The following is a 26,163-nucleotide window of genomic DNA, read 5'->3' on the forward strand; positions in this document are numbered from 1 at the left end:
GCTGCGCTCACGAGACCTTCCAGCCCGAATGGATCGCCACGATGCCGCCCGACAGGGGCCGGTGGCTCACATGGCGGAAACCGGCGGCCTCGATCATGCCGGAAAAGCGTCCCGGGCTCGGGAACTTGCGGATGGATTCCACGAGGTAGCGGTAGGATTCGGCATCGCCCGCCACCTTCGAGCCGAGGCGTGGGATGACGTGGAACGAATAAGCGTCGTAGATCCGGTCGAGGACAGGCAGGTCCACCTTCGAGAATTCGAGGCACAGGAAGCGCCCGCCGGGCTTGAGGACCCGGTGGGCTTCCGCCAGGGCGACATCGATACGCGGCACGTTCCGGATGCCGAACGCGATGGTGTAGGCATCGAACCGCTCCGACGGCAGCGGCAGGGCTTCCGCATTGGCGGTGACGAAGTCGATGCGCCCGGTGAAGCGGTTTCCCGCCCTCTCTGCCCCGACGCGCAGCATGGCCTCGTTGATGTCGAGCACGGTGACGTGCGTCGCAGGGCCGCCGGCCTCCAGGGCCCGGAAGGCGATGTCGGCGGTGCCGCCGGCCACGTCGAGGTGATGGAACGGGCGGTTGCGCGGCGGGCGCAGCATCGAGATGAGCTGCGACTTCCAGGCCCGGTGCAGGCCGCCCGACATGAGGTCGTTCATGAGGTCGTAGCGCTTCGCGACGGACCGGAACACATCGTCGACGCGCGCCTGCTTCTCGCCGAGCGCCACCTGCTCGAAACCGAAATGCGTGCTCTCGTCGGGGGGGGAACGCTCGGCGTGACTCATGAACCTCACCTCTCGGGTTGAGCGTCATAGCGAAAGGCGGGGCGGATCGCCATGTTCGCCAGCACCGCATCCCGCCCAAGTCTTGGACGCCACGCGCCGGAGAGCCATGCCCGAACTGCCCGAAGTCGAGACCGTGCGCCGCGGTCTCGCCCCAGCCATGGTGGGTGCCCGGTTCGCCCGCGTCACCCTGCGCCGGCCGAACCTGCGCTTTCCCTTCCCCGAAAGCTTCGTCGAGCGTTTGGAGGGACGGACGGTCCTGGCCCTCGACCGGCGGGCCAAATACCTCGTGGCCGGCCTCGATTCCGGCGAGTCGCTGATTCTTCACCTCGGCATGAGCGGGCGCTTCGACGTGGCGATGCCGGACGGCCGCAATCTCTCGCCGGGCGATTTCTACCTCGACGGGGCGCAGGGCGCCCCAAAGCACGACCATGTGGTCATGGCCCTGTCGAACGGTGCCACCGTGACCTACAACGACGCCCGCCGCTTCGGCTTCATGGACCTCGTGCCCAGCGCCGACCTGGCGACATGCCGGCACTTCGCCGCCATGGGTCTCGAACCCTTGAGCGACGCCCTGACGCCGGAGGCCGTGGCACGGCTGTTCCGCCACAAGATCACGCCCCTGAAGGCCGCCCTCCTCGATCAGCGCCTCATCGCGGGTCTCGGGAACATCTACGTCTGCGAAGCCTTGCACCGGGCGGGACTGCACCCGGAAATGCCTGCCGGACGGCTGGCCGGGCCCGATGGACGCCCGTCCTCGAAGGCGCGTCTCCTGGCGAAGGTCATCCCTCAGGTTCTCACGGAGGCGGTGGCCGCCGGGGGATCCACCTTGCGAGACTATGCACAGACGGACGGAAGTTCCGGCGCGTTCCAGCATGCGTTTCGCGTGTATGATCGCGCTGGAGAAGCGTGCCGCACGATTGGATGTGGCGGATGCATCGAACGGATCACCCAGTCGGGCCGGTCGACATTCTACTGTGCGACTTGTCAGCGTCACCCGGAGGGGTTGTCCGGTTCATCGAAAATACCCGTGAAATCCAAGGTCGAGCTTTGAGAACTTGGCTTTTAGCCGCCCTCGTTCGTCAAGTCTGCGGACGGCGAGGGTTCTGTTAAGGCCCGGTGTCTAATCATCATCAGAGGTCGACCCAGATCCGACCAGTCGCCTAAGACACCGAGGGCTTCGGAGCACGCATGTACCCACGTCCCGGCAATGAAGCGGAGCGGCTCGCCGCTTTGCATGAACTTGCCATTCTCGACACGCCGCCCGAGGTGCGCTTCGACGCCGTCTGCCGCACAGCCTGCGCCTTGTTCGGCCTGCCGATGGCCACCGTCACCCTCGTCGAAGCGGATCGGCAATGGTTCAAGGCGAAGTGCGGCGTCGGCGGGGAAGGTAGTCCCCGGCAGGATTCGTTTTGCACCTACACGATCCTGACGGACGACGTGCTGGTGGTCGAGGATGCGACAAGGGACCCACGCTTTTCCGGCAGCCCCCTGGTCACCGGTGGGCCGCAGATCCGTTTCTATGCCGGGGCCCCGATCATTCTGGCGCCCGGCATCCGCATCGGTACCGTCTGCGTCCTCGGGACCGTTCCGCGCGGGTTCTCCGCCGTGGAGGAGGCGCAACTAGCCGATCTCGCCGCTGTGGTCGCGGCGCAACTGACCCTGCACCGGACCGAAGCGCGACTGCGCGAGAGCGAGGCGCATTACCGGCTGCTTGCCGAGAACACGTCCGACATGATCGTCCGCTCGGGTCTCGACACCCGCCGCCACTACGTCTCCCCGGCGTCCCGGACCCTGCTGGGCTACGATCCCGACGAACTCGTCGGAACGATGCCAATGGACCAGATCCATCCCGACGATGCCGAGGGCTACGCACGCGTCCTGACCACCCTCGGGGAGGGACGGACCGCCCGTGCGGTGACCCGCCAGCGCTACCGCCGCAAGGACGGGTCCTGGGTCTGGGTCGAGGTGACCTTCAATCTCACCCGCGATGCCACGGATGGGCACCCGACCGGATACGTCGCGGCCGTACGTGATATCTCCGAACGCGAGGAAGCGGCCCGCCGTATCGGTCACATGGCCCGGCACGACGCCCTGACGGATCTCGCCAATCGGACCCTGTTCCGGGAGCGCCTGATCGAGGCATTCACAGCGAATCGACGGGGGAAAGATGGGTTTTCCGTGCTGTATCTGGACCTCGACCGCTTCAAGGCGGTCAACGATGGTCTCGGCCACCAAGCCGGGGACCGGCTCCTGTGCCGGGTCGCCGATCGTCTGAAGGGGCTCGTCCGGCAGTCGGATACCGTGGCGCGGGTCGGCGGTGACGAGTTCACCGTGATTCAGGCCGGTACGGACAGGCCCGAGGATCCGCAGCAACTCGCTCAGCGGCTCATCGAGGCCATTCGCCAACCGATCGACCTCGACGGCGAACGAGTGATCGTGGGGGCCAGCGTCGGAATCGCCCGGGCTCCGCAGGATGGCGGAGACGCCGACACCCTGTGCCGGCACGCCGATCTCGCCCTGTATCGTGCAAAGGCAGCCGGACGGAACACCTTCCGGTGCTACGAGCCGGGGATGCGTTTCGACCGCGCGATCAGGACCCGCGCGGCCGGATAGGGGTGTCTTGCCGGCGCCCGATGGGCGCCGGATGCCGCTACCACCCTCGGGTATCCTCGCCCGTTGGGCGCCGGCCCTGCGGCGTCAGACGATCGATCACCTGCGGCAAAGCTTGCGCCAGCTGCGACAGGAGATCGTCGCGTTGCAGGCCGGTGCGCTGCTCGAGGGCATCGACGGTGTCGGGACCGAGGGCGTCCGCGAGTTGTCGGGGCTGGACCGGACGGTTCTCACCAGGGCCAATCCAGGATTCGATCATGTCGCCGAGACCACCGCGCTGGAACCGGTCGATCAGTCCGTCGAGGCCGGTCTCACCGTCACCAGGCTCGCGGTCGAGCCGGGCGTAGGGGCCGGCACCCGGATCGCGCTCGGTCGTTCCACCGCCGCCATCTGCCGTACCCCGCTCCCCCGGTCCATCGAGCATCCCCGAGAGATCGCTGAAATCACCCTCCTGGCGGCCGCGCGGCTCGGCACCGCCCCCCCGGTCATACTCTCGTCCGCGATCGTGCGCGAAGCCGCCGAGATCACCCTCGTCGTAGCCGCCGGGGGCCTGCCCGCCCGACCCATGCCCGCCTTGGGAATCATCACGGTGGGGGCGGCCGCCGCCGCCCAGAAGATCGCCGAGGCCCCCGGCGCCCTTGGACATCAGGAGCATCAGGAGGGCCTGGACGATGGGCGAGAGATTGCCCATGCCGCCACCGGCTCCGCCGCCCTGCCCGCGGCCCTGTTCGGGTCTGCCGCCGCCCAGAACCTGTCCGAGAACGCCGCCAATGACTTGATCGAGGAGGCCCATGATCGTTTCTCCCGTGCTGCGTGGACGTGTCGACCTACCGTTGTTGGCTGCCGCCGGTGGCGGCGCGGTCCCGGTCGGGCAAGTGATCGAGGGGATTGGTCCGCTTTCCGCTCGATCCGACGACCGCGGCCGAGTGGTCGATGGCCTTCGGCGGCGAGACCTGTCCGGTGGGCCGCTCCGCCGCGCGGGCATCGCGTGACGGCAGCGTAGCGGGAGTGGGCTGATCGTTGGGGTTGGCGACCGACTGTGCCACGGCGGGCTGGCCGCCGAGGGGCGTGATGAGCATGCCGAAGGCGGCCGAGACGGCGAGGCCGGCAACGAACAGGCCGGTCGCCGCGGTGCCGGCGCGGGGCCGCAGGGCATGGCGCCGGCGGGCGGAGGTGGTGGTCATGATCAAGACGATCTCCGTGGGAGGACGGGCTCGGCGCCTGCGCGGGGGCGCCATCTGCTGCACCAAGCCCGGCCGGGCCGGGCTGGTTCCCCTCCCCCGCTTCAGCCCTTCTTGCGCCCGCCCCCACCCTTGTATTTCGGCTTCTGCCCACCGAGCCCCTGCGTCGAGCGAGCCTTGGGACGCTCCTGCCATTGCGGCGGGGCGGTGCCTACGGGCAGTTCGCGGTCGGTGCCCGGCCCCATGTTGTCGAGGGTCGGCTTCGAGATGCGGCTCTGCTTCGCGCCGTAGCGTCCCGCCTCGCGTTCGACGTCGCCCTGGCGCGCCATCGGATCGTCGGAGACGAGGAGCTCCGTCGCCTGGAGGCGCTTGAGCTCGTCGCGCAGGCGCGCGGCCTCCTCGAAGTCGAGGTCGGCGGCAGCCGTGCGCATGCGCTTCTCGAGGTCGGCCATCACCGCCTTGAAGTTGTGGCCGATGGTGGCGGCGTTCTTGGCGAGCCCCGTATCGACCTGGACATGGTCGCCCTCGAACACGCTCGAGAGGATGTCGGAGATGCCGCGCTTCACGCTCTGGGGCGTAATGCCGTGCTCGACGTTGTAGGCGAGCTGCTTCGTCCGGCGCCGCTCGGTCTCGGCCATCGCCCGCTCCATGGAGCCGGTGATGTTGTCGGCGTAGAGGATGCAGCGCGCCTCCGCGTTGCGGGCCGCGCGTCCGATGGTCTGGACGAGCGAGGTCTCCGATCGCAGGAAGCCCTCCTTGTCGGCGTCGAGGATCGCGACCAGGGCGCATTCGGGGATGTCGAGGCCCTCGCGCAGGAGGTTGATGCCGATGAGGACATCGAAGGCGCCGAGGCGCAGGTCGCGAATGATCTCGATACGCTCCAGCGTGTCGATGTCCGAGTGCATGTAGCGCACGCGCACGGAGTTCTCATGCAGATATTCGGTGAGATCCTCGGCCATGCGCTTGGTCAGCGTGGTCACGAGCGTCCGGTAGCCGGCCTGTGCGACTTCGCGGACCTCGCCCAGCAGATCGTCCACTTGGCTGCGGGCGGGCCTGATCTCGATGACCGGATCGACCAGGCCGGTGGGGCGGATGACCTGCTCGGCGAAGACGCCGCCGGTCTGCTCCATCTCCCACTTCGCCGGAGTCGCCGAGACGTGGATCGATTGCGGCCGCATGGCGTCCCATTCCTCGAACCGCAGCGGGCGGTTGTCGAGACAGGACGGCAGGCGGAAGCCGTATTCCGCCAGCGTCGCCTTGCGGCGGAAGTCGCCCTTGTACATGCCGCCGATCTGCGGAACCGTGACGTGACTCTCGTCGGTGAAGACGAGGGCGTTGTCGGGCAGGTACTCGAACAGGGTCGGGGGCGGCTCGCCGGGCTTGCGTCCCGTCAGGTAGCGGGAATAGTTCTCGATGCCGTTGCAGGCGCCCGTGGCCTCGATCATCTCGATGTCGAAGGTGCAGCGCTGTTCGATGCGCTGGGCCTCGATGAGGCGGCCCATCTTCGTCAACTCGTCCACCCGCAGCTTCAGCTCGGTCTTGATGCCCTTCACCGCCTGCTGGAGGGTCGGGCGCGGCGTGACGTAGTGGGAGTTGGCGTAGACCTTCACGAATTTGAGGTCGTTGATCTTCTTGCCCGTGAGCGGGTCGAACTCGGTGATCGACTCGACCTCGTCGCCGAACAGGCCGATGCGCCAGCCGCGATCGTCCAGGTGGGCGGGCCACAACTCGATGACGTCGCCGCGCACCCGGAATGTGCCGCGGGCGAAATCCGACTGGATGCGCTTGTACTGGAGCGCCACGAGGTCGGCTACGAGCTGGCGCTGCTCGATCTTCTCCTCCAGCGACACCGTGAACGACATGGCGGTGTAGGTCTCCACCGAACCGATGCCGTAGATGCACGAGACGGAGGCCACGAGGATCACGTCGTCGCGCTCCAGCAGGGCGCGGGTGGCGGCGTGGCGCATGCGGTCGATCTGCTCGTTGATCGACGATTCCTTCTCGATGAAGGTGTCCGAGCGCGGCACGTAGGCTTCGGGCTGGTAGTAGTCGTAGTACGAAACGAAATACTCCACCGCGTTGTCTGGGAAAAAGCTCTTGAACTCGCCGTAGAGCTGCGCCGCCAGAGTCTTGTTCGGGGCGAGGATCAGGGCCGGACGCTGCGTCGCCTCGATGACCTTGGCCATGGTGAAGGTCTTACCCGAGCCGGTGACGCCGAGCAGCACCTGATCGCGCTCCGCCTTCTTGACCCCGTCCACGAGCTCGGCGATGGCCCGGGGTTGGTCGCCCGCCGGCTCGAACTCGGACTGGAGGCGGAACGGCACGCCGCCCTCGGATTTTTTCGGCCGTTCCGGTCGGTGCGGCGCCCAGTTCTTGCCGTCCTTGAACAGCGGGTTGCCCTCGGTGAGGAGGCGCGACAGGGCGTCCACCGTGGCCGAGACGCCGTCGGTGGCGAGCGACGTGTCGCCATCGTCGGCCAGTCCCTCCGGAGCCGGGCCGTCCTCCGGCGGGGTCAGGCCCAGAGCCTGGGCGAGGCGGGGATCGACCTCGGCCGCGTCATGCGTGAAGGCCGCCTGGGGCGCCTCGCCGAACCCCTTCGCGGATGCGGGTTTCGCGATCGCTTTCTTCGGGCGGCCAGGCCGGGCGGGGGCGGGCGGCGCGGTGTTCTCCACAACCGGCAGGCGATTACGGTTCAGGGCCGGGCTCAGCAGGGCGGCGAGATGCTCGTCGAGGGGCTGAAGCTCGGGTTTCGACGCCTTCGGGGAGCCCCTGGATTGTGAGCTTTTGGGGGGGGAACCCGTGACGGTGGAGGAGCGCGGTTTGTTCGGGGCGGCCATGGATGAGATATGGGCCTTTCGACGGGGGCCGGGAAGGGTTCGCGCCCCGATGGCATCTCCACCGCAGCGTTCGCCCCTGCAACGCGCACATGGCTCACGTGCGCGGGCGAACGGCCCGCCGTCGAAACCGTTGATCCGGCGGGCCGCCTTCACGGCCATGGAGCAGTGAGTTCATGACCGGAACGGCCCTCATCGCCGGTGTCAGCGGCATCGTCGGCAACAACCTCGCCCGCCACCTCGTCGAAACCGGCTGGGACGTTCACGGCCTTGCCCGCCGGCCCGTGCAGAGCTCAGGCGTCACCCCGGTCGCGGCCGACCTCACCGATCCGGACGCCTTGAGAGCGGCCCTGGCCGAGATACGCCCGACTAACGTCTTCATCACCACCTGGATGCGGCAGGAGACCGAAGCCGAGAACTGTCGGGTCAACGGCGCCATGGTCCGCAACCTTCTCGGCTCCCTCGACCACGCACCCCTGGCGCACGTCGCCCTGGTGACGGGGTTGAAGCACTATCTCGGCCCGTTCGAGGCCTACGGGAAGGGCGCCCTGCCCCAGACCCCGTTCCGCGAGGATCAGGATCGCCTGCCCGTCGAGAATTTCTACTATGTGCAGGAAGACGAAGTCTTTGCCGCCGCTGCCCGGCGTGGCTTCACCTGGAGCGTGCACCGGCCGCACACCATCATCGGCTATGCGCTGGGCAACGCCATGAACATGGGCGTGACGCTGGCCTGCTACGCCACCCTGTGCCGTGAGACCGGACGGCCGTTCGTGTTTCCGGGCTCGGCCCAGCAATGGAACGGGCTCACCGACGTGACCGATGCGCGCCTGCTTGCCCGCCACCTCGCTTGGGCCTCGACCACCCGGGCTGCCGCCGACACGGCATTCAACGTCGTCGACGGCGATGTCTTCCGGTGGTCGTGGATGTGGAGCCGCATCGCGGAGTGGTTCGGCGTTCAGCCGGCGCCCTATTCCGGCGAGGCGATGCCCCTTGAGCAGCAGATGTCGGGTGCGGCCCCCCTGTGGCGCGAACTTGCTGCCCGGCACGGGCTCGTCGAGCCGGATCTCGACCGCCTCGCCTCGCCCTGGCACACGGATGCCGACCTTGGCCGGCCCATCGAGGTCGTCACCGACATGAGCCGCAGCCGCCGCCTCGGCTTCCTCGACTACCAGCCCAGCGACGACGCCTTCTTCGACCTGTTCTCGCGGCTCCGGGCCGAGCGGGTGATCCCGTAGGTGACCGGAACACCGTCCCCGGCTGGACAGGCCGGGGCTCGGGACCCAGATCACGCTGGACACGAGACCGGACGGACCCCGATGCAGCCTCAGACCCCCGCAAAGCCCGAACTCGACGACGCCACCCTCGCCTTCGCCGGGAAGGTGTTTCAGTTCGCCCGTCTGGGCCATGCCCGGGAACTCGCCGAGTTGTTCGGTCAGGGCATGCCGGCGAACCTGCGCAACGACAAAGGCGACAGCCTGCTCATGCTCGCCGCCTATAACGGCCAGGCCGAGGCTGCGCAGGCGATCCTCGAACATGGCGGCGACCCGGAACTCGCCAACGACCGGGGCCAGACGCCCCTGGCCGGGGCCGCGTTCAAAGGCGATATCGCCATGACCGAATTGCTCCTCGCACACGGTGCCCTCGTGGACGGCACCGGCGACGGTACCCGCACGGCCCTGATGACGGCCGCGATGTTCGACCGCGTCGCGATCATCGACCTGCTCTTAGCCCATGGCGCCGACCCGGACCGGCGCGACGGGGCCGGGCTCACCGCCGCCGAGATGGCCCAGTCCATGGGGGCGACCCAGGCCCCCGCCCGTCTCGCGCAGGCGCCCAGGCCCCCGGCCTGAGGTAGCCTGCGTTCGGGGCGGTTCGGGTGTATGGAGCGCATCGGGCTCCGGCCCGCGCCCGGCCCATGAGTGTCCCATGACCACCGCCTCCAAGCCCCGTTCGCTCGAGAACCGCCGCATCCTCCTCGTGATCGGCGGCGGCATCGCGGCCTACAAGTCCCTCGACCTTATCCGCCGCCTGCGCGAGCGTGGGGCCCAGGTGCGTCCCCTCCTCACCAAGGGCGCGCAGGAATTCGTGACGCCCCTCGCGGCGGCTGCTCTGGCCGGCGAGCGTGCGCATACGGACCTGTTCGACCGGGCGGAGGAGGCCGATATCGGCCACATCAAGCTTGCCCGCGACGCCGACGCCATCGTGGTCGCGCCCGCCACCGCGAGCCTGATGGCCAGGATGGCCACGGGCGAAGCCTCGGATCTGGCTGCCACGGTGCTGCTCGCCACCACCCTGCCGATCCTCATAGCCCCGGCCATGAACGTGCGGATGTGGCAGCACCCGGCGACACGGCGCAACCTTGCGACGCTCATGGGCGACGGCGTGCGCGTGGTCGGGCCCAATGACGGCGCCATGGCGGAGGCCGAGTTCGGGCCCGGGCGCCTCGCCGAACCGACGGAGATCGCCGCCGCCGTGGAGGCGATGCTGGCCGAGGGCGAGCGACCCGGCGGGTTCGGTTTCCTTGCCGGACGGACCGTGTCCGGGCGCGCACCGGCCGGTCCTCTCGCGGGACGGCGCGTCCTCGTGACCTCGGGGCCGACCCACGAGCCCATCGATCCCGTGCGCTACCTCGCCAACCGCTCGTCCGGCCGCCAGGGACACGCCATTGCGGCCGCGGCTGCGGCGGCGGGAGCCGACGTCACCCTGATCTCTGGCCCGGTCGCGATTCCCGATCCGGATGGCGTGCATGTGGTTCCCGTCGAGACCGCGCGGGCCATGCTGGCCGCCGTGGAGGCGGCCTTGCCGGCGGACATCGCGGTGTTCACGGCCGCCGTCGGCGACTGGCGCCCGGCGGAGGCCGGCACGCGCAAGATCAAGAAGGACGGGAGCGAGCCGCCGCCCCTCCTCCTCGTGGAGAACCCCGACATTCTCGCCACCATCGCGGGCCGGGCGAGCGGGCGCCCGGCTCTCGTGGTGGGCTTCGCCGCCGAGACCGACGACGTGCTCGCCAACGCGCAGCGGAAGATCGCCCGCAAGGGCTGCGATCTACTCGTCGCCAACGACGTTTCGGCCGCCGGGGGCGTTATGGGTGGGCTGAACAACACCGTCCACCTCGTTGGACGCGACGGCTCCGTCGAGACCTGGCCGACCCTCGACAAGGATGAGGTCGGGCGCCGCCTCGTGGCCCGCTTCGCCGCGTTGCTGCCGGCGTGACGCGGTGCGGCAAAAACCTGCGGACCCCGTGCGCGTATTGGCGCGTTAACGCTTGACTAACCCGTCTCCCGGCATCATTTCGGCGTCGCCTCCGATTCCGCCTCGTGCCGGTCGTGCGGCTCCATAGGATCTGACTGACCCAATGCCCAGCGACAGTAGTCGATGGACCGTGCCGCCTTCGGCCGTCCGCGTGCGTCACGCCTGATCGCTGATCAGGCTCGCCCGCGATCGACCCCCGGTGACCGGTCGAACGAGGTGAGCCCATGACCGTCTTGAAGCTTTCTGCCTTTCCGGCCGCTTTTCGTACGAACCTCCTTCCCCTGAGCGACGTTCGCCTCCGCGCCGTACCATCGCGGTCTACCCGTAAGGCCGCGCCGAAATCGCCCCCGAAGAAAAAGCGCGATGCCAACGTCGCCCTCATCATGGCGGTGATGATGAGCCTCGTTTTCGCGCCCGTGGTCGGCATGCACCTGTTTGCCACCTTTGGGCCGGTCGACCTTGGGACGCAGAAGCCCGCCGCCGAGGTCGTGTCACGCACCGTGCCCGCCCTTCCCCCAGGTTGACGACCTCAGCCGTCTGAGGCGGCGGGGTCCATGTGGACGGCCTCCCAGACATGGCCGTCCGGGTCCTGGAAGCTACAGGCATACATGAAGCCGTGATCCATCACGGGCTTCCACGGCCGGCCTCCGGCGGCCAGGGCCTGGGCCAGCATCGTGTCCACCGCCTCGCGGGACTCCGCCGAGACGCAGGTCAGCACCTCCGTGGCGGTGTTCGCGTCGCTGATCGGCCCGGTGATGAAATCCCGGAACCGGCCCTCCACCATCAGCATGACAAAGATGTTCTCCGCCACGATCATGCAGGCGGCCTCGTCGTTGGAGAAGTTCGGGTCGAAGCCGAACCCGAGGGTGCCGAAGAACGCCCGTGAGACCGTGAGGTCCTTCACGGGGAGGTTCACGAAAATCATCCGCATGTTTCGTCTCCCCGTGGTTGAATGCTATCAGGCCTGTGCCTGGGCGGCTTCGTGCCGGGCCGCCAGATCGGCCTCCTCCGCCGCGATCTTGACGGCGGCGGGCCGCCCGTTGACGCGGGCGATGTAGGCCATGATCGCCGGTTCCTCGGGCACGAGCTTGAAACTCGTGGTCCAGCCAAGCGCCGTGCCCCACAGGACATCGGCGGCGGTGAAGCGCTCGCCGAGGATGTAGGGTCCCCTGGAGAGAGCCCCCAGCAGGGTCGCCAGCACCGTGTCGAAGTCGCCGTAGGCCGACATGGCGCGCGGACCCGCTTCGCGCTGGAGCGCCCGGTCGATGACCGCCGGCTCGAAGCTCGACCCGTAATAGACCATCCAGCGCAGGTACGGCCCGCGCAGGGGATCGTCGGGAGCCGGGGCGAGGGCCACCCCGGGGAACAGGTCGGCGAGGTAGAGGTAGATCGCCGCCTGCTCGGTCACGAGGGCGTCGCCGTGGGTCAGGGCCGGGACCTTCCCCATGGGGTTGATGGCAAGGTACGCCGCCGCGCGGTGCTCGCCGGCCTTCATGTTCATCACCTGAAGCCGATGCGGCGCGCCGAGCTCCTCCAGGAGAATCCGCACCCCCGTCGAGCGGGTGTTGGGCGCATGGTAGAGCGTGATCTCGGATGCCAAGCAGAATGCCTTTCGCGAATCGTCGACCGCAGGGTCTGCGCCGGGCGGGCCAGCGTCAACCGGAGCGCGCTAGTTGCGGCGCGCCGCGACGGCCTGGGCCAGGAGGCACAGGATCTCGAAGGCCAGGGTGGCGCCGGCCAGCGCCGTGATGCCGGACGGGTCGAGGGGCGGGGCGACCTCGACGAGATCGGCCCCGACGAAGTCGAGGCCGCTCAAGCCCCGGACGAGGAACAGCGCCTCCCGACTGGTGAAGCCCCCCATTTCCGGCGTGCCGGTGCCGGGGGCGTAGGCCGGATCGAGGGCATCGATGTCGAAGCTGAGATAGGCCGGCCCGGCACCGATCACGGCGCGGGCCTCCGCCGCCACCGCGGGCAGGCCCCGCATCGCGACCTCGTCCATGGGGACGATCCGCACGCCCTGCGCCCGCGCCCAGTCGAGTTCGTCGGCGGCGTCGACGCTGCCGCGCAGGCCGATCTGGATCATGCGCCCAGGATCGAGGACGCCGTCCTCGATGGCCCGGCGGAACGGCGTGCCGTGGGTGAGCCGGCTGCCGTCGTACTGGCCGTCGTCGGTGTCGCTGTGGGCATCGATATGGACGAGGCCGAGGGGCCGGTCGCGGCCGAGCGCCCGCAGGACCGGATAGGTCACGAAATGGTCGCCGCCGACGGACAGGGGAACGATGCCGGCGGCCGCCAGCGGCGCGTAGAACGCCTCGATCCGTGCCGCGGTCGCGGCGACGTCGATGGGGTTGATGCAGACGTCGCCGAGATCGGCGCAGGCAGCGAGATCGTAGGGCGCGATCCCGGTGGCCGCATTGCGCGCACGGGTGCCGGTGGAAGCCTCGCGTATGCCGCGCGGCCCGAGGCGTGCACCCGGCCGGTTGGTGGTGGCCCCGTCGAACGGGATACCGACGAGGCCGATATCGATGCGGCCCGGGGCCTCGGCGGGGGCGAGGATCGGAAGGCGCATGAAGCTCGCGACACCCGAGAAGCGCGGGCTCGCCATGCCCGAGGGCGGGCGATGGTGCGCGATCCGTCCCGCATCCGGGTCTTCGGTCATCGTTCCTCCACGTGCGTCTGCCAAAGAGATCGTTAGCGCATCCTTTCGCCGGGATGGCGCTTCGATCAAGCGCATGATCGCCCCGCGGCCCCCGTGGCTGCGAAAACCCTCGCGTTGACGGATCGGCGGTGCGTGGCTATAGAGCGCGGATTGCCGACGGTCGCGGTCTTCCCCGTCCGTCGGCTTCGCCATTGCCCGAACAACCTGCACGCGATCATACGACACTCCGGCCTGCGGGCCCGTCGGGATCGCCTCAAACGTGATGAGGATGCCCCATGGCCAACACCGTGTCGGCCAAGAAAATGACCCGCAAGATCGCGAAGCGGACCGCTGTGAACCGCTCGCGCCGCAGCCGTATGCGCACCTTCGTCCGCAAGGTCGAAGAGGCCATTGCCGGTGGCGACCAGACCAGCGCGCTGACCGCCCTGCGGGAAGCCGAGCCCGAGATCATGCGGGCCGCTCAGCACGGCATCGTGCACAAGAACAACGCGTCCCGGAAGGTCTCGCGCCTCGCGGCACGGGTCAAGGCGCTCGCCGCCTAACCCTCCGTCCTCAGGACCCATTGCGAAGAAAGCCCGGCAGCGATGCCGGGCTTTCTTCGTTTTCGGCTGCCCTTCTCGCGCCGCCGGTGGCGAGCCTGGACCATGCGCCATCCCGTCGTGACACCGCGACATGCGTCCACCTGCAGTGTCTCGTTAACGATATTGCCGAATCTCCCATGTTGTGGCGTGCGCAGGCCAAGTGTAACTTAACGATCGCTTGAGAAGACGCCACAAAAGCCGTGCATCTCCGAGTCGAGGATGAACCGTTCACAAGGTCGGGGCTCCGGCTCGACTCACCCCGCCAAGCCCTCGTCGCAATTCGCGCAAATTTGGCTATCCCCATTAGTCCCGTTGTTAGGAGAACCGTAGCTTATTGTTGATAGGCTGTTTTCATCGACAAAAGGTGCCGTGGGTTCATTGACACCGGCGCGAACATCAGGGTCCCGCGAATGGCTTGCGGGACGCGACGTCAGTCAAGTGTGCGTACGTTCCGGCGGCGGCTCTCCGTCCTCGGCGCGAGGAGAGCGATGATGCATGTCGACGGTAGCGTGTCCGGCAACCCCGAGACGGGCATGAGCGGCGTGGGTGGGACCGATCCGGTGGCCGCCTGGGCTCGGGTGAAGCGCCGCTTGCGGGCGGAACTGGGCGAGGACGTGTTCGCGAGCTGGTTCGCCCGACTCGAACTGCTCGAAGTCTCAGGCGCCACGGCCCGCCTCACGGTGCCCACCCGCTTCCTCAAGAGCTGGATCGAGTCGCACTACATCGACCGCGTCCTGAACACCTTCCGCAGCGAGGTCGAGGAGGTCTCGCGCATCGACGTCTCGGTGCGCGGTCCCGCCGCCCGTCCGGTCGCCGCCGCGAGTGCTCCGAAGCCCGCGATGGCGCCAAGCCCCCTGGCTCGTCTCCAGGCCGCCGGCTCCGGAATGCACGCCCCGGGCGAAGCCGATTCGGAAGTCTCCGCCCCGGTCCGCGCCGAGGGTGGCTCCGGCGACCTCAACGGCGCGCCCCTCGACAACCGCCTCACCTTCGCGAGCTTCGTCGTCGGCCGCTCCAACGCCCTCGCCCATGCGGCCGGCGAGCGCGTCGCCCGCCATGACGGCCAGGGCGCGCTCTACAACCCGCTCTACCTCCATGCCGGGGTCGGCCTGGGCAAGACCCACCTGCTGCACGCCATCGGCCACGCCGCCCGCGATTCCGGCCGCCGGGTGATCTACCTCACCGCCGACCGCTTCATGTACGGCTTCGTCAACGCCCTGAAGACCCAGAACGCCCTAGCCTTCAAGGAGCGCCTGCGCGCCATCGATCTCCTCATCCTCGACGACGTGCAGTTCATCCAGGGCAAGTCGATCCAGGCCGAGTTCGGCCACACCATCAACGCACTCATCGATGCCGGCCGCCAGGTCGTCGTCGCCTCCGACCGGCCGCCCACCGAACTCGAAGCCCTGGAAGAGCGGGTCCGCTCGCGCCTCGCCGGCGGCCTCGTGGTCGAGATCGGCACCCTCGACGAGCAGCTGCGCACCTCGATCCTCTCGGCGCGGCTCGCCGCCGTGCAGGTCTCGCATCCGAGCTTCGAGGTCTCGCCCACGGTCGCCACCTACGTCGCCCGGGCGATCACCGCCAACGGGCGCGATCTCGAGGGCGCCGTGAACCGGCTGCTCGCCCATGCCACCCTCACGGGTGCGGCGGTGACCATGGAGACCGCCGAGGCCGCGATCCGCGATCTGGTGAAGAACCGCGAGCCCAAGCGCATCAAGATCGAGGACATCCAGAAGCTGGTGGCCTCGCGCTACAACGTCTCGCGCTCCGACATCCTGTCCGAGCGACGCACGGCCGCCGTGGTCAAGCCGCGCCAGATCGCGATGTATCTGTCGAAGGTGCTGACCCTGCGCTCCCTCCCCGAGATCGGCCGGCGCTTCGGCGGTCGCGACCACACCACCGTGCTCCACGCCGTGCGCAAGATCGACAAGCTCATCGGCGAGGACAATGTGCTCAACGACGAGGTCGAACTCCTGAAGCGCATGCTGCAGGATTGAGGCGCGTCGCGCGGCGGAGCTTTCGGCTCCGCCGCGGATCGAAGCCGGGATAGCCGCCCTCTCGCACTTGCGTTCGCCGATGGGCTTCGCCAAGTTCATCGGCCACGGTGCCGGGTTATGGTGCCGTTCCACGGTGCCTTTCCACGCGGAATGCCGAGGCGCGCCGCCGCGCCGGCTCAAGCGACGTCCACCTTCAGACCACGAGTTTTGTCGATGAGAGTCACTGTCGAGCGCGCGGCCCTCCTTCGTTCGCTCGGCCACGTGCACCGCGTGGTCGAGCGCCGCAACACCATCCCGATCCTGTCGAACGTGCTCCTGCGCGGCGGCCCTGCGGGCCTGGAGCTGCGCGCCACGGACCTCGACATCGAGGTCACGGAGACCATCCCGGCCGATGTGGCCGATGCGGGCGCCACCACCGTGCCGGCGCACGTCATCTACGACATCGTACGCAAGCTGCCCGACGGCGCCCAGGTCTCCCTGGAGACCAGCGGCGAGACGGGGCAGATGACCATCCGCTCGGGCCGCTCGCGGTTCTCGCTCGGCGCCCTGCCGGAAGGCGATTTCCCCGACCTCGCCGCCGGCGAGCTGCCGAACCGCTTCACCCTGGCGGCGGCCGACCTCAAGCGCCTCATCGAGAAGACGCAGTTCGCCATCTCCACGGAAGAGACGCGGTACTATCTCAACGGCATCTACCTCCACACCATCGAGTCCGAGGGTTCGCTGAAGATGCGGGCCGTCGCCACCGACGGACACCGACTCGCTCGGGTCGAGATCGAGGCGCCGGACGGAAGCCGCGACATGCCGGGCATCATCGTGCCCCGCAAGGCGGTCGCCGAGATCATCAAGCTCGTGGAGGATGGGGGCGAGGGCGTGGAGATCGACCTGTCCTCGGCCAAGATCCGATTCAAGTTCGCCAGTGGCGTGGTGCTGATCTCCAAGCTCATCGACGGTACATTCCCGGATTACCAGCGCGTCATCCCCTCCGGAAACGACAAGCGCCTTACCGTTGAGCGTGACCAGTTCGCCCGGGCGGTCGATCGTGTCTCGACCATCTCGTCGGAGCGCGGCCGCGCGGTGAAGCTCGCCGTGCAGGAAGGGCGTCTCGCACTTTCCGTGAACAATCCGGATTCCGGCAGTGCCACCGAGGAGCTCGACGTCGATTACGAGGCCGCCGCCCTCGATATCGGCTTCAACGCCCGCTACCTCCTCGACATCACGGCTCAGCTCGAGGGCGACACCGCCCTGTTCAAGCTCGCCGACCCGGGCTCGCCGACCCTGATCCAGGACCGCGAGGGCGCGTCCGCGCTTTACGTGCTGATGCCGATGCGGGTGTGATCGCGACCGCTTCGTCCAATCTCATCGCGCATGCACCCGAGGATGCCTCGGCGGGTCGCGGGCTTCGCCTGACCCGCCTGATCTGCCGCGACTTCCGCAATCATGCCGACGTCGATCTCGAGGTGAGCCGCCGCTTCGTAGCGCTGGTCGGCGAGAACGGGGCCGGCAAGACCAACCTGTTGGAAGCCGTATCCCTGTTCTCGCCGGGGCGCGGCCTGCGCCGGGCCGATCTCGCGGGCATGGCCCGCATCGGCGGACCGGGCGGCTTCGCCGTGTCGATGACCCTGGCGGCGGGCGAAGGCGAGCACCGGGTCGGCACCGGCTACGAACCGCCCGGCCTCGACGGGCGCGCCGCGCGCCTGTGCCGGATCGACGGCGCGACGGCGCCTTCCCCCGTGGCGTTCTCCGAGTTCCTGCGCGTGGTCTGGCTTACCCCGGATTTCGACGGATTGTTCCGAGGGGCGGCGGGTGACCGCCGCCGCTTCCTCGACCGGCTGGTGCTTGCCGTCGATGCCACCCACGGCGCCCGGGTCAACGCGTTGGAGCGGGCGTTGCGCTCGCGCAACCGCCTCTTGGAGGAGCGGCCCAACGACGGGCAATGGCTGGACGCCATCGAGCGCGAGGTCGCCGAACTCGGGGTTGCCGTGGCGCTCGCCCGGCGCGAGACCACGGAGCGCCTCGACCGGCTCATCGCCGACGGGCGCGACGATGCCCAGCCCTTCCCCTGGGCGGCGCTCCGCCTCGAAGGCGACCTCGACGATCTCGTCGCCGTCTGGCCGGCGCTGGAGGCCGAAGACCGGTTCCGCATGGCCCTGCGCCAGGGCCGCGCCCGCGACCGCGCGGCCGGCCGTACGCTCAGCGGACCGCAGACCAGCGATCTCGTGGTGCGCCACGGTCCCAAGGACGTACCCGCCGCCACCGCCTCCACGGGCGAGCAGAAGGCCCTGCTCATCGGGCTCGTTCTGGCCCATGCTCGCCTGGTCCAGGCCATGTGCGGGATCGCCCCCCTGGTCCTGCTGGACGAGGTCGCCGCCCATCTCGACCCGCGCCGCCGCGCCGGCCTGTTCGACGCCCTCGAAGCCCTGTCCGGTCAGGTCTGGATGACGGGGGCCGATCCGGCCCTGTTCGCCGAACTCGACGGACGGGCGGATCTGGTGAGAATCGTCGACGGGCGCGTCGCCGTGCCTTGAGGCGCCGGTGGGCCATGTCGATCGCGAATCTCCTCCTCTTCGCCGGTATCTACGCCGTTGCGGTGGCCTCTCCCGGTCCTGGCATCGCCGCCCTGGTGGCGCGAGTGCTGGCGCGCGGGCCGGTCGGCATCGGGGCCTTCATCGCCGGCTTCGTCGTGGGCGACCTCGTCTGGTTCGGCGTGGCGGCGGCCGGTATGGCCCTCCTCGCACGGTCCCTGGCCGTCGCGTTCGTCGTCCTTAAGTACGCCGGTGCCGTCTATCTCGCGGTTCTCGCCTGGAAAGCCTGGACCGCGCCCTTGGAGCCCATCGAGATCGAGCGCGTGGACGCAGACGACCGGATACGCCTGTTCTTCGGCGGCCTCGTCCTCACCCTCGGCAACCCGAAGGTGATCCTGTTCTTCCTTGCGCTTCTGCCGGGTGTGGGTGATCTCGATCGCCTGACCCTCCTCGGCTTCGCCGAGATCGGCGCCACGATCGTCGTCGTCTTGAGCGCTGTCTTGTGCGCCTATGCCGGAGCCGCCGACCGCGCCCGGCGGGTCTTCACCTCGATTCGCGCGCGGCGTGCGATCGACCGCAGCGCCGGCACGGTGATGGCGGGCGCGGCGGTCGCCATCGCCCACGCGGTGAGCCTCACGCGAGGGCGGATGGAATATCGGTCTGCGAAAAATCGGTGCCGATGAACAGGAGTGGGACATCACGAGTTTGGGCGCAGGCATAGGCGAAGCAGTCGCCGAGGTTGAGGCGCGCGGGGTGGCCCCTGCCCTTTCCGTAGCGGTGATGCGCGAAGATCGCATGACTTGCGTCTCGGCCATCGATCGGCACGATGGCGATTTCGGATGCTGCCAGAAAGCTGCGGACCTTTTCCTCCGCCTCGGTGGTTGGAATCGTACCGAGACGACTGATCGCCAATGTCGATTCGAAGATCGCGATCGCCGATGTCATCGCGGAACTCGTGTTTTCGAGCCGGTCTACGAGCGCCTCGAAATGGGGTTCGCGCTGGAGAATCGCTACGATCGCAGATGCGTCGATGAACATCACGGCTCACCGCTGAGATCGTCGTAAAAGGCTTTGTCGGCCTTCAGGCCCGTTCTGGGATAGGTGGCAATCGCATCCTGGATCGGTTTGATGCGTTCCAAAAGCGACGGCTTCGCCTCCCGTCTCGCCAACTCGTTGACGAGCGCCATTCGCACGGCCTCGGTCTTGCTCACCCTTGCCGCTGATGCCAGCGTTTCAGCGAGTTGGTTAACCTCCTCGCTACGGATATTCAGCGCCATCGTACGCCCCTCGTGTAGACGCGTTTACGATGGTGCCTACACGACTTTCGCGCAAGCTACCCATTCCACAAAAACAACCAAAAGTTGAAATCCTGAAGGTAGCGATGAACACTCGCCTCGATGAAGCCCGCGCCGCGTTGAAAACGACCTTCGGCTACGACGATTTCCGCCCCGGCCAGGACGAGGTCATCGGCGCGGTGCTCGACGGGACCGACGTGTTCGCCGTGATGCCGACGGGCTCGGGCAAGTCGATGACCTACCAGCTGCCCGCCCTGGTGGAATCCTCGCTCACCGTGGTGGTCTCTCCCCTGATCGCCCTGATGCACGATCAGGTTCAGCAGATGCTCGGCTTCGGTGTCGCCGCCGCCACCCTCAACTCCTCCGTGCCCGAGGCGACTTCGCGCGAGACCTGGCGCCAGATACGCTCCGGCGATCTGCGCCTCCTCTTCGTCTCGCCCGAGCGGCTGATGATGGAAGGGCTGATGGATGCCCTGCGGGGCGCCGGCGTTCGGCGCCTCGCCGTGGACGAGGCTCACTGCGTCTCGCAATGGGGCCACGATTTCCGACCCGAATACCGCGATCTGTCGCGCGCGCGCGAGGCGCTCGGCAACGTCCAGACCGTGGCACTCACCGCCACCGCCGACAAGGCGACGCGGGCCGACATCACCGAGCGGCTGTTTCCCGCGGGCCGCGAGCTCAAGGCGTTCGTCCATTCCTTCGACCGGCCGAACATCCGCCTGACCTTCGTGCCGAAGGACAACCCCACCCGGCAGATCGAGCGTTTCCTCAAGCACCGCCGCTCCGAGAGCGGAATCATCTACTGCTCCTCGCGAAAGCGTACGGAGCAGCTCGCCGAAAGCCTTGCCAAGGACGGCTTCAACGCCCTGCCTTATCACGCCGGCCTCGACCAAGGCACGCGGATGAAGAACCAGGACACGTTCCTGCAGGAGGACGGCGTGGTGATGACGGCGACCGTCGCCTTCGGCATGGGCATCAACAAGCCCGACGTGCGCTTCGTCTGCCACGCCGACATGCCGTCCAACGTCGAGGGCTACTACCAGGAGATCGGCCGCGCCGGCCGCGACGGCCTGCCCGCCGACACCCTCACCATCTACGGCCTCGACGACATGTCGCTCCGCCGGCGGCAGATCGACGAGAAGGAGGTGCCGGACGAGCGTCGCCGCGTCGAGCGGCGCAAGCTCGAGGCGATGATCGCGCTGTGCGAGGGCGCCACCTGCCGCCGCCAGTCGCTCCTCGGCTATTTCGGCGAGGCGAGCGAGCCGTGCGGACGCTGCGACCTGTGCCGCTCGGGCGTCTCCCTCGTCGACGCCACGGTGCCGGCGCAGAAGCTGCTCTCGGCCATCGTCCGCACCGGCCAGCGCTTCGGGGCGGCATATGTCTGCGATGTGGTCCACGGCAAGGAATCCGACCCGATCCGCCGCAACGGCCACGCGTCGCTCAAGACCTTCGGGGTCGGCGCCGACAAGCCTGTCGCGGCTTGGCGCGCCATGCTGCGGCAGCTCTTCGCCGCGGGCGCCGTGTCCGAGAACGGCGACGGCTTCGGCGGGCTCTCACTCACCGACAAGGGCGAGGCGATCCTGTTCGGCCGCGAGACCATCCAGATGCGGCCGGACCCCGAGCCGAAGGTCGCCGAGCCGCGCGACCGCAAGCGCGCGGCCTCACGCGACGATGCCAGCCTCGATCTCGACCCGGCCACCGAGGCCCTGTTCCAGCACCTGCGCGGCTTGCGCGCCACCATCGCGCGCGCCGAGGGCATCGCCGCCTTCATGGTGTTCCCCGACCGCACCCTGATCGAGATGGCGCGCTCCAAACCCGTCGATCTCTACGCCCTGCGCACGGTCCACGGCGTCGGCGAGCGCAAGCGCGAGGCCTATGGCGCACGCTTCGTCGAGGCCATCGCCGAGTTCCTGTCGCACGCCCCAGCCGGGTCTTCGTGATGCGGTTTCGCACTCGTCGGACGGGATCTTGATCGTGTAGGGACGGGCGTGGTCGCCGCTGCGACCGCCGAGACCCGCGTTCCATCGCATCATCGGACGGACAGCCCCATCGCTCAGGACGCCCCCTCGGCCGAGACCAGGCCGCGCCACATCTTCTACATGCCGGGCTTCGATCCGCGCGCGCCCGAGACCTACTGGGGCCTGTTCCGTCGCGAGAGTCGTCTGACCGCAGCCCGGCGCGGCATGGCGATCACGGTGGGCGATCCTGAGCGCTCGGCCGACGGCCTGCGCCTCGACTGGCGCGTGGAGGCCGACGGCACCGAGACCCGCTACACCCTGCTGCGCTGGGACGACATCGTCGCCGCCCGGTTTCCGCGTGGGAACGCGCGCCGCCTCCTCGCCGTGCCGGCCCTGTGGTGGCGACTCTGGCGCATGGGCTACGTTCGACGCTTCCGTCGCGAGGCGCGACGCTTTTCCCGGGTGATCGTCGGCGTCCACCTCATCTACCTGGCGCTCGTGGTCTTCAGCTTCGGGGCCGCGCTGGGTCTCGTCGGCCTGCTTCCTGACTGGACGCGCCCCTGGTCCTGGCTCTCGGCGCCGGCGCTCGCCTACGCGATCCTCTCCGGGCTCATGGCGGTGACGCGGGGAAAGCCGTTCTACGTCGCGCATCTCGTCGACGACACCGCCTTCACCCACGACCATGCCGACGGGCGCGAGGCGCGGATGAATGCGCGCCTCGACGCCTTCGCCGATCTCATCCGGGCGGCGGACGGCCGGGCCGGTGAGATCGTGGTCATCGGCCATTCCTCTTCGAGCTTCCTCGGCATCGAGGTCCTCGACCGGGTGCTCGCCCGCGATCCCGAGTTCGGCCGGCGCGGTACCCCGGTCTCGTTCGTCAGCATCGGCAGCGTGATTCCCTGGATCACCCTCGACCCCCGGGCCGTGGCGATGCGGGCGTCCCTGGCGCGGGTCGCCGCCTGCGATGCCGTCGGCTGGCTCGATGTCCGGGCGAAATGGGACTGGCTCTCCATCCACAAGCGCAATCCCCTGAGCGCCTCGCGGGTGCCGGCGCCGACGGCGCACCGGCCGGTGGAAATCCACGTCCGCATCGAGGATCTCATCGAGAAGCGCATCCTCAAGCGGCGCAAGTGGAACCTGTTCCGCATGCACTTCCAGCTGCTCATGTCGAGCCGCGACCCGCACGCGTTCGACTACGTCGCCTTCGTCGCAGGGCCCGAGCCGGTCCACGCCGCGATCCGGCGCTGGCGCGACGGCGCGGAACATCCCAAGGCCCGTGTGACGGAGCAAGGGCCCGTGTGACGGAGGAATCCGCCGTTCCATGAGGTGCATGGAACGGTCGCGCGACGATCGCGTGTTGCCAGGGCGCGCCCTAACGCTCTAGAGCCGTCTCGACCGAGACGGCCGAACTGGATCGTGTCGAGAGGGGCCGCATGTTCCGCAACGATGTTCCGATCACCCCCGAACTGGTGCGCCAGCACGGCCTGACGCCGGACGAGTACGACCGCTTCCGCGGCCTCATCGGGCGCGACCCGACTCTGACCGAGCTCGGCATCGTCTCGGCCATGTGGAACGAGCACTGTTCGTACAAGTCCTCGCGCAAGCATCTGCGCGGCCTGCCGACCAAGGCGCCGTGGGTGATTCAGGGTCCGGGCGAGAATGCCGGCGTCATCGACATCGGCGACGGCCTGGCCTGCGTCTTCAAGATGGAGAGCCACAACCACCCGAGCTTCATCGAGCCCTATCAGGGCGCGACGACGGGCGTGGGCGGCATCCTTCGCGACGTGTTCACCATGGGGGCGCGCCCCATTGCGGCACTCAACGCCCTGCGCTTCGGCTCGCCGGACCATCCGCGCACCCGCCACCTCGTCTCGGGCGTGGTCGCGGGCATCGGCGGCTACGGCAATTCCTTCGGCGTGCCGACGGTGGGCGGCCTCATGGGCTTCCATTCGCGCTACGACGGCAACATCCTCGTCAACGCCATGGCGGTGGGTTTGGCCAAGACCGACGCGATCTTCTACGCGGCGGCCACCGGCGTGGGTAACCCCATCGTCTACCTCGGCTCGAAGACCGGCCGCGACGGCATCCACGGCGCCACCATGGCGTCGGCCGAGTTCGACGACGCCTCGGAGTCGAAGCGCCCCACCGTGCAGGTCGGCGACCCCTTCGCCGAGAAGCTGCTGCTGGAGGCCTGCCTCGAACTCATGGCGTCGGGCGCCGTCATCGCCATTCAGGACATGGGGGCCGCCGGCCTCACCTGCTCGGCCGTCGAGATGGGCGCCAAGGGGGATCTCGGCGTCGAGCTCCACATCGAGAAGGTCCCGGCCCGCGAGGCCGGCATGACCGCCTACGAGATGATGCTGTCGGAGAGCCAGGAGCGCATGCTCATGGTCCTCAAGCCCGGCATGGAGGCCGAGGCCGAGGCCATCTTCGTGAAGTGGGGCCTCGATTTCGCGATCATCGGGCACACCACCGACACGCTGCGCTTCGTGGTCAAGCACGACGGCGTGGTGATGGCCGATCTGCCGATCAAGGAACTCGGCGACGAAGCCCCGCTCTACGACCGGCCTCATATCGCCAACACCCACCAGCCGGTGATCCTGGCGTCCGAAGTGCCCGAGACCGTGGGCAGCGCGGAGGCCCTGAAGCGCCTCGTCGGGTCGCCGGACCTGTCCTCGAAGCGCTGGGTCTACGAGCAGTACGACCATTTCATCGGCGGCAACACCGTGCAGAAGCCCGGCGGGGATGCGGCCATCGTGCGCGTCGAGGACGGCCCCAAGGGCCTCGCCATGACCGCCGACGTGACGCCGCGCTACTGCGAGGCCGATCCCGTCGAGGGCGGCCGGCAGGCCGTGGCGGAGGCCTGGCGCAACATCACGGCGGTGGGCGGCACGCCGCTCGCCATCACCGACAACCTCAATTTCGGCAACCCCGAGAAGCCCGAGGTGATGGGCCAGCTCGTCGGCTGCCTCAAGGGCATCGGCGAGGCCTGCCTCGCCCTCGACTTCCCCGTCGTGTCCGGCAACGTCTCGCTCTACAACGAGACCAACGGGGTGGGCATCCTGCCGACCCCGACCATCGGCGGCGTCGGCGTCCTCGCCGACGTGACCCGCCACGCCACCCTGGCGCTCAAGCGCGAGGGCGACCTCCTGGTGCTCGTCGGCGACACCGCCGGCTGGCTCGGCCAGTCCGTCTACCTCGCGGTGATCGCCGGCCGCGAGGCGGGCGCGCCGCCGCCCGTCGATCTCGCCGCCGAGCGCCGCAACGGCGATTTCGTGCGCGGCCTCATCGTCTCCGGCCAGGTCGACACCGTGCACGATCTCTCGGATGGCGGCCTCGCCGTCGCCGTGGCCGAGATGGCCATGGCGGGCGGCATCGGCGCGGCACTTCCCGAGGTGCCGGCCGGCATGGCGACGCACGCCTACCTCTTCGGAGAGGATCAGGCCCGCTATCTCCTCGCCGTCGATGCCGAGACCGCGCCCGACCTCCTCTACAGCGCCACGGCGCAGGGGATCGACGCCCTCGTGGTCGGCGTGACGGGGGGCGATCGCATCACCCTGCCGGGCGGCGAATCCATCGCCGTCGCCGACCTGCGCGAAGCCCACGAGGGCTGGTTGCCCGCCTATATGGCGAGCCAGCCCGCCGGCGTTCCCGCATAAATCCCCGCTGTTCAGGAGGACTTCCCATGCCGATGGATGCGCGTGAGATCGAGGCGATGATTCGTGAGGCGCTGCCCGACGCCCGGATCGAGATCAAGGATCTGGCCGGGGACGGCGATCACTACGCCGCCACGGTCCTGTCCGCCGCCTTCAAGGGCAAGACCCGGGTGGCCCAGCACCAGATGGTCTACGGCGCGCTTCAGGGGCGCATGGGGGGCGTGCTCCATGCCCTTGCGCTCACCACGGGCGTCCCCCAGGATTGAGGGGCGCCCTTCGCGAAGCGAGGGACCTCACGGGGCGGACCGCATGGACCAGCCGAGCCTCTACGACGACGACATCGTGACCTGGGCCGAGCAGCAGGCGTCGACCCTTCGCGAACTCGCGCGCCGGCCGGACCTGTCGAACATCCTCGATTGGGAGAACGTCGCCGAGGAGATCGAGAGCGTGGGGCGTTCGCAAATCGGTGCCGTGGAAAGCCTGCTGGCACAGACTCTGGCGCATTTGCTCAAACGCTTGTCCGCGCCGGATACCCTCTCCGTCGAGCATTGGCGGAAGGAGGCCGGTACATTCCAGGTCGCCGCGTTCACCCGCTACGAGCGGTCGATGCGCCAGCGCCTGGACTGGGACAAGATCTGGTCCGTCGCTCAGTCGCAGGCCAAACTAGGCCTGACCACCTATGGGGATACTCTGCTCCCCCATCTGCCCGCCCGATGCCCTTTGGGACCGGACGACCTTCTCGTCGCGCCCTTCGACCTGGATGCCGCTCTCCGCGCCATCGCCGACGCGACGGCCTTGAAATCGACGAATCAATCCTGACCTCAACGGTGACGCACACCG

General features: G+C 68.7%; 25 protein-coding genes. 16 read left to right on the top strand and 9 right to left on the bottom strand.

The genetic code is table 11. The annotated features are described in order from the left end of the window. Positions 1 to 7: 7 nt before the first annotated feature. A complete protein-coding gene (gene ubiE / locus ASF52_RS19225) occupies positions 8 to 781 on the bottom strand; it encodes a bifunctional demethylmenaquinone methyltransferase/2-methoxy-6-polyprenyl-1,4-benzoquinol methylase UbiE (RefSeq protein WP_056175521.1) in 774 nt (257 codons plus the stop codon). A 106-nt stretch (positions 782 to 887) separates the two neighbouring features. Here ubiE and mutM point away from each other — a divergent pair, with 106 nt between their 5' ends. Next, positions 888 to 1,832, top strand: coding sequence for a bifunctional DNA-formamidopyrimidine glycosylase/DNA-(apurinic or apyrimidinic site) lyase (mutM, locus tag ASF52_RS19230; RefSeq protein ID WP_056175524.1), 945 nt, complete (start codon positions 888 to 890; stop codon positions 1,830 to 1,832). A 137-nt stretch (positions 1,833 to 1,969) separates the two neighbouring features. After that, positions 1,970 to 3,394 carry a sensor domain-containing diguanylate cyclase gene (locus ASF52_RS19235; protein ID WP_082515398.1) on the top strand — a complete coding sequence of 475 codons (1,425 nt, stop codon included), beginning with the start codon at positions 1,970 to 1,972 and terminating at the stop codon, positions 3,392 to 3,394. A gap of 37 nt (positions 3,395 to 3,431) precedes the next feature. Here the strand turns inward: ASF52_RS19235 and ASF52_RS19240 are convergent, their stop codons facing one another. The 3 genes from ASF52_RS19240 to uvrB all read right to left on the bottom strand — a co-directional run bounded on the left by ASF52_RS19240 (position 3,432) and on the right by uvrB (position 7,409). Then, a complete protein-coding gene (locus ASF52_RS19240) occupies positions 3,432 to 4,184 on the bottom strand; it encodes a YidB family protein (protein WP_056175527.1) in 753 nt (250 codons plus the stop codon). 34 nt (positions 4,185 to 4,218) lie between these two features. Beyond that, positions 4,219 to 4,575 (bottom strand): hypothetical protein, encoded by a 357-nt coding sequence (locus tag ASF52_RS19245; RefSeq protein WP_082502673.1) that lies wholly within the window; start codon positions 4,573 to 4,575, stop codon positions 4,219 to 4,221. A gap of 101 nt (positions 4,576 to 4,676) precedes the next feature. Then, positions 4,677 to 7,409, bottom strand: coding sequence for an excinuclease ABC subunit UvrB (gene uvrB / locus ASF52_RS19250; RefSeq protein ID WP_056175530.1), 2,733 nt, complete (start codon positions 7,407 to 7,409; stop codon positions 4,677 to 4,679). A gap of 173 nt (positions 7,410 to 7,582) precedes the next feature. On the opposite strand from uvrB, the gene ASF52_RS19255 reads away from it, so the two are divergent. From ASF52_RS19255 to ASF52_RS19270, 4 genes are all read left to right on the top strand, one after another. After that, positions 7,583 to 8,641 carry an SDR family oxidoreductase gene (locus tag ASF52_RS19255; protein WP_056175532.1) on the top strand — a complete coding sequence of 353 codons (1,059 nt, stop codon included), beginning with the start codon at positions 7,583 to 7,585 and terminating at the stop codon, positions 8,639 to 8,641. Positions 8,642 to 8,722: 81 nt separating this feature from the next. Continuing rightward, positions 8,723 to 9,256 carry an ankyrin repeat domain-containing protein gene (locus ASF52_RS19260; protein WP_056175535.1) on the top strand — a complete coding sequence of 178 codons (534 nt, stop codon included), beginning with the start codon at positions 8,723 to 8,725 and terminating at the stop codon, positions 9,254 to 9,256. A gap of 76 nt (positions 9,257 to 9,332) precedes the next feature. After that, positions 9,333 to 10,619, top strand: a complete 1,287-nt coding sequence (coaBC, locus tag ASF52_RS19265; RefSeq protein ID WP_056175538.1) for a bifunctional phosphopantothenoylcysteine decarboxylase/phosphopantothenate--cysteine ligase CoaBC — start codon at positions 9,333 to 9,335, stop codon at positions 10,617 to 10,619. Positions 10,620 to 10,882: 263 nt separating this feature from the next. After that, a complete protein-coding gene (locus ASF52_RS19270) occupies positions 10,883 to 11,182 on the top strand; it encodes a hypothetical protein (RefSeq protein ID WP_056175543.1) in 300 nt (99 codons plus the stop codon). Positions 11,183 to 11,187: 5 nt separating this feature from the next. On the opposite strand, the gene ASF52_RS19275 is transcribed toward ASF52_RS19270, so the two are convergent. The 3 genes from ASF52_RS19275 to speB form a co-directional block, all read right to left on the bottom strand. Further along, positions 11,188 to 11,589, bottom strand: a complete 402-nt coding sequence (locus ASF52_RS19275; protein WP_056175546.1) for a VOC family protein — start codon at positions 11,587 to 11,589, stop codon at positions 11,188 to 11,190. Positions 11,590 to 11,616: 27 nt separating this feature from the next. Beyond that, complete coding sequence (locus ASF52_RS19280; protein WP_056175549.1) at positions 11,617 to 12,258, bottom strand: glutathione S-transferase family protein; 642 nt, start codon at positions 12,256 to 12,258, stop codon at positions 11,617 to 11,619. Between the two features lie 69 nt (positions 12,259 to 12,327). After that, positions 12,328 to 13,317: an agmatinase gene (gene speB / locus ASF52_RS19285; protein ID WP_056175551.1), complete on the bottom strand. Its 990-nt coding sequence runs from the start codon at positions 13,315 to 13,317 to the stop codon at positions 12,328 to 12,330. Positions 13,318 to 13,592: 275 nt separating this feature from the next. Between speB and rpsT the strand changes: the two genes are divergently transcribed. From rpsT to ASF52_RS19310, 5 genes are all read left to right on the top strand, one after another. Next, positions 13,593 to 13,859 carry a 30S ribosomal protein S20 gene (gene rpsT / locus ASF52_RS19290; protein ID WP_056095665.1) on the top strand — a complete coding sequence of 89 codons (267 nt, stop codon included), beginning with the start codon at positions 13,593 to 13,595 and terminating at the stop codon, positions 13,857 to 13,859. A gap of 530 nt (positions 13,860 to 14,389) precedes the next feature. Then, positions 14,390 to 15,892 carry a chromosomal replication initiator protein DnaA gene (gene dnaA / locus ASF52_RS19295; RefSeq protein WP_056175698.1) on the top strand — a complete coding sequence of 501 codons (1,503 nt, stop codon included), beginning with the start codon at positions 14,390 to 14,392 and terminating at the stop codon, positions 15,890 to 15,892. A gap of 213 nt (positions 15,893 to 16,105) precedes the next feature. Continuing rightward, the gene (gene dnaN, locus ASF52_RS19300) at positions 16,106 to 17,227 is read left to right on the top strand and encodes a DNA polymerase III subunit beta (RefSeq protein ID WP_056175554.1); all 1,122 of its coding nucleotides are present in this window, start codon (positions 16,106 to 16,108) and stop codon (positions 17,225 to 17,227) included. Then, positions 17,227 to 18,417 carry a DNA replication/repair protein RecF gene (recF, locus tag ASF52_RS19305; protein ID WP_443136705.1) on the top strand — a complete coding sequence of 397 codons (1,191 nt, stop codon included), beginning with the start codon at positions 17,227 to 17,229 and terminating at the stop codon, positions 18,415 to 18,417. Before dnaN ends, recF begins: the two co-directional genes overlap by 1 nt. A 14-nt stretch (positions 18,418 to 18,431) precedes the next feature. After that, complete coding sequence (locus ASF52_RS19310) at positions 18,432 to 19,097, top strand: LysE family translocator (RefSeq protein ID WP_082515399.1); 666 nt, start codon at positions 18,432 to 18,434, stop codon at positions 19,095 to 19,097. Here the strand turns inward: ASF52_RS19310 and ASF52_RS19315 are convergent. Continuing rightward, the gene (locus ASF52_RS19315) at positions 19,048 to 19,452 is read right to left on the bottom strand and encodes a type II toxin-antitoxin system VapC family toxin (protein ID WP_056175557.1); all 405 of its coding nucleotides are present in this window, start codon (positions 19,450 to 19,452) and stop codon (positions 19,048 to 19,050) included. The genes ASF52_RS19310 and ASF52_RS19315 overlap by 50 nt on opposite strands. Next, positions 19,452 to 19,691: a type II toxin-antitoxin system VapB family antitoxin gene (locus ASF52_RS19320; protein ID WP_056175559.1), complete on the bottom strand. Its 240-nt coding sequence runs from the start codon at positions 19,689 to 19,691 to the stop codon at positions 19,452 to 19,454. The genes ASF52_RS19315 and ASF52_RS19320 overlap by 1 nt, the downstream gene beginning before the upstream one ends. Positions 19,692 to 19,795: 104 nt before the next feature. On the opposite strand from ASF52_RS19320, the gene recQ reads away from it, so the two are divergent. The 5 genes from recQ to ASF52_RS19345 all read left to right on the top strand — a co-directional run bounded on the left by recQ (position 19,796) and on the right by ASF52_RS19345 (position 26,142). Further along, positions 19,796 to 21,649 carry a DNA helicase RecQ gene (recQ, locus tag ASF52_RS19325; protein ID WP_056175561.1) on the top strand — a complete coding sequence of 618 codons (1,854 nt, stop codon included), beginning with the start codon at positions 19,796 to 19,798 and terminating at the stop codon, positions 21,647 to 21,649. 159 nt (positions 21,650 to 21,808) lie between these two features. After that, on the top strand, positions 21,809 to 22,969 hold the full coding sequence (locus ASF52_RS19330) for a hypothetical protein (protein WP_056175705.1): 1,161 nt from the start codon (positions 21,809 to 21,811) through the stop codon (positions 22,967 to 22,969). Between the two features lie 131 nt (positions 22,970 to 23,100). Further along, complete coding sequence (gene purL, locus ASF52_RS19335) at positions 23,101 to 25,326, top strand: phosphoribosylformylglycinamidine synthase subunit PurL (protein ID WP_056175563.1); 2,226 nt, start codon at positions 23,101 to 23,103, stop codon at positions 25,324 to 25,326. Between the two features lie 26 nt (positions 25,327 to 25,352). Beyond that, a complete protein-coding gene (locus ASF52_RS19340; protein ID WP_056095688.1) occupies positions 25,353 to 25,589 on the top strand; it encodes a BolA family protein in 237 nt (78 codons plus the stop codon). Between the two features lie 43 nt (positions 25,590 to 25,632). After that, a complete protein-coding gene (locus ASF52_RS19345) occupies positions 25,633 to 26,142 on the top strand; it encodes a DUF29 domain-containing protein (protein ID WP_056175566.1) in 510 nt (169 codons plus the stop codon). The last annotated feature ends 21 nt before the right edge of the window (positions 26,143 to 26,163 follow it).

This window comes from Methylobacterium sp. Leaf112 (assembly GCF_001423295.1).
Classification (GTDB): Bacteria; Pseudomonadota; Alphaproteobacteria; order Rhizobiales; family Beijerinckiaceae; genus Methylobacterium.